This is a genomic window from Tenacibaculum holothuriorum (assembly GCF_002120225.1).
Classification (GTDB): domain Bacteria; phylum Bacteroidota; class Bacteroidia; order Flavobacteriales; family Flavobacteriaceae; genus Polaribacter; species Polaribacter holothuriorum.
The window spans coordinates 1-715 of record NZ_LAPZ01000008.1 but is presented as its reverse complement, the minus strand read 5'-3'; the positions used below and the strand labels follow the sequence as shown (position 1 = coordinate 715).

At 40.3% G+C, this 715-nt stretch carries 1 protein-coding gene; it reads right to left on the bottom strand.

The window, feature by feature from the left end; all coding sequences use genetic code 11:
• On the bottom strand, window positions 1-715 hold a 715-nt coding region (locus WH52_RS10525), incomplete at both ends, for a SprB repeat-containing protein (RefSeq protein WP_143592140.1).

Genomic DNA, 715 nt, shown 5'->3' with positions numbered 1-715 from the left:
AGTTGCAGTTGCTGGTGTTGGACTTACCCATGCTCCTCCATTTATTCTAAACTGGTAATCTTGAACTCCTTGATCTACTGTTACTTGTATAGCTCCGTTGCTTCCGTCGTAACATCTATTTACAACATCTGCTGTGTGTAATACGGGTTGTGGTGCCGCAATAGTTAAAGCATATGGCTGTGATCTACATGTATTACCATCTATCGCTACAATTGTATAACTTCCTGCGGCTACATCTGTAAATGGTACCGCTGTTTGTAATACTGTTGCTCCATCACGTAACTCAAAAGTATACGAACCTGTTCCGCCTACTGCACTTGGTTGTATTGTTGCGCCTGTTGCCGGATTACAAGTTACCTGCTTAGTTATAGTCGCATTGGCTACAACTTGTGCTGGTTCACTTAAGGTTACGTTTGGTAAACTTAAGGTACAAGCTGCTGGTGAAGTAGCATTTGGTCGTACTTGAATTGAATAGGTTATATTATCTAATCCGGTTATTGTAAACTCCGTTGTAGTTGACGTTAACCATGATCCATTGTAATTATAGTCAAATGGAGCTTGGGAAGCTTCAATTGTAATACTTCCATCTGTTCCTCCAAAACATGTTACATCACTCTGACGAATTACTGATGCCATAAACTCTTGGTCATCGGCTACGTTTACAGTAATATCTTTTGTACATCCGCTTCCGTAGTCTACAGTAATTGTATGATTG